The organism is Rhodovulum steppense, assembly GCF_004339675.1.
Lineage (GTDB): Bacteria > Pseudomonadota > Alphaproteobacteria > Rhodobacterales > Rhodobacteraceae > Rhodovulum > Rhodovulum steppense.
Window position 1 is genome coordinate 1 of record NZ_SLVM01000056.1, and the last position, 2,491, is coordinate 2,491.

The 2,491-nt window shown below is 63.0% G+C and carries 2 protein-coding genes; both read right to left on the reverse strand.

The genetic code is table 11. From position 1 onward, the window contains the following. Positions 1 to 73: 73 nt before the first annotated feature. The gene (gene istB / locus EV216_RS17980) at positions 74 to 865 is read right to left on the reverse strand and encodes an IS21-like element helper ATPase IstB (protein ID WP_132697243.1); all 792 of its coding nucleotides are present in this window, start codon (positions 863 to 865) and stop codon (positions 74 to 76) included. Next, a complete protein-coding gene (gene istA / locus EV216_RS17985) occupies positions 855 to 2,378 on the reverse strand; it encodes an IS21 family transposase (protein WP_132697245.1) in 1,524 nt (507 codons plus the stop codon). Before istA ends, istB begins: the two co-directional genes overlap by 11 nt. Positions 2,379 to 2,491: the final 113 nt, after the last annotated feature.

Here is a 2,491-nt window from a genome sequence, read left to right on the forward strand (position 1 = left end):
TGTTGGATGTCACTGAGAACTGACCCAGCGTTGTCACCGAGAACTGACCCGCCCGGTCGTTATGTTTGCTACTTCATGCTGGGGTCAATGGTGCCGTCTCCTTCCGTTTCCTTTTCGCTGTCTCGGAGCTTGCCTTGAAGCGGTAGCTGTCGTTGCCGGTCTCGAGGATGTGGCAGCGATGGGTGAGGCGATCGAGCAGCGCGGTGGTCATTTTCGCATCGCCGAAGACGCTGGCCCACTCGCTGAAGCTCAGGTTGGTGGTGATGATAACGCTGGTGCGCTCGTAGAGCTTGCTGAGAAGGTGGAACAGCAGCGCACCGCCCGAGGCGCTGAACGGCAGGTATCCCAGTTCGTCGAGGATCACCAATTCGGTCTTCACCAGCGCCTCGGCGATCTTCCCGGCCCGTCCTTGAGCCTTTTCCTGTTCCAGCGCATTCACCAGCTCGACGGTGGAGAAGAAGCGCACGCGTTTGCGGTGATGCTCGATGGCCTGGACGCCGAGGGCGGTCGCGACATGGCTTTTCCCGGTTCCGGGGCCGCCGATCAGCACCACGTTCTCGGCCGCGTCCATGAACTCGCACCGATGGAGTTGACGCACGAGGGCTTCATTGACCTCGCTGGCGGCGAAGTCGAAGCCGGACAGGTCCTTGTAGGCCGGGAAGCGCGCGGCCTTCATGTGATACGCGATCGAGCGCACCTCGCGTTCGGCCATTTCAGCCTTGAGCAGCTGCGATAGCATCGGCATCGCGGCTTCGAACGCCGGGGCGCCTTGCTCCATGAGGTCATGCACGGCCTGCGCCATGCCCGGCATCTTCAGGCTGCGCAGCATGATGACAATGGCGGCTCCAGCGGGGTCATGACGCATGGCGTGTTCCTCCCCGCAGCCCGTCATAGCGTGCGACATTGGCCTCAGGTTCCTTCGAGAGGACGAGCCTCGTAGGCGGCGTCACATCGGGCTGGTCGGTCGGTGTGCCGTCCACCAGCCTGTGAAGCAGATTCAACACATGGGTCTTGGTCGGCACGCCTGCCTCCAGCGCCATTTCCACGGCGCAGAGCACGGCCTGATCCTCGTGATGCAGGACCAGGGACAGGATCTCGACCATCTCGCGATCGCCGCCAGGCTTGCGCAGCATGTGATCCTGCAACTGACGGAATGCCTCCGGCATCTCGACAAACGGGGCGCCGTTGCGCAGCGCGCCCGGCTTGCGCTGAACCACGGCGAGGTAATGGCGCCAGTCATAGATGACGCGGCCGGGGTGTCGGTGCGACCGTTCAATGATGCGCTGGTGCTCGCAGACCACGTGCCCCTCGGCCACGATCACCAGCCGTTCGGGGTAGATGTGCAGGCTGACGGGGCGGTTCGCGAAGCTGGCAGGCACAGAGTAGCGATTACGCTCGAAGGTGATCAGGCACGTTGGCGACACCCGCTTGCTGTGCTCGACATAGCCATCGAAGGCCGTGGGCAGCGGCATCAGCGCAGGCTTTTCGGCCTCCCAGACATCGGCAATGCTGCCGGGCAGGCTGCCATGCGCGGTCTCGGCCCACAGCGCCTTGCAGCGCTCTTCCAGCCAGAGGTTCAGCGCATCGAGGTCCGGGAAGGCCGGCATCAGCTGCCACAACCGGTGACGCGCATCGCGGACGTTCTTCTCGACCTGGCCCTTCTCCCAGCCTGCCGCCGGGTTGCAGAAGTCGGGTTCGAACACATAGTGGCTGGTCATGGCCATGAACCGCGCATTCACGTCGCGCTTCTTGCCCACACCCACCCGATCGACCGCAGTGCGCATGTTGTCATAGATCCCGCGGCCAGGCACGCCCTCGAAGACGCGGAATCCGTGCCAGTGCGCATCGAACAGCATCTCGTGCGTCTGCAGCAGATAGGCCCTGACCAGGAACGCCCGGCTGTGCGACAGCTTGATGTGGGCCACCTGCAACTTGATGCGCTCGCCGCCGACATGGGCCCAATCCTCGCTCCAGTCGAACTGGAACGCCTCGCCCGGCTGGAACACCAGCGGCACGAATGTCCCGCGATCGGTCGTCTGCTGCGCGCGTTGTCGCTCTCCTTTCCAGGTCCGCACGAAGGCTGCGACCCGCTCATACGAGCCGTCATAGCCAAGCTGAACCAGATCAGCATGCATCTGCTTGGCAGTGCGCCGGTCCTTGCGCGATTTGCGCTGCTCCGTCACCAGCCAGCCGGACAGCTTCTCCGCATACGGGTCCAACTTGGTTGGCCGCGCCGGTGTCTGGAACCGCGGTTCAGTAATCCCTGCCCGCAGATACTTCTTGATGGTGTTGCGAGACAGCCCGGTCCGCCGCGCGATCTCGCGGATGGGCATCTTGTCCCGCAAAGCCCAACGTCGAATGACGCTCAAAAATCCCATGTCGATCACTCCGATAACCCCCGACGAACTCCGTCAGGGGCAAGGTTCCACATGGGTCAAATCTCAATGACAATTCCGACTGCCGCTGGGTCAGTTCTCAGTGACATCCAACA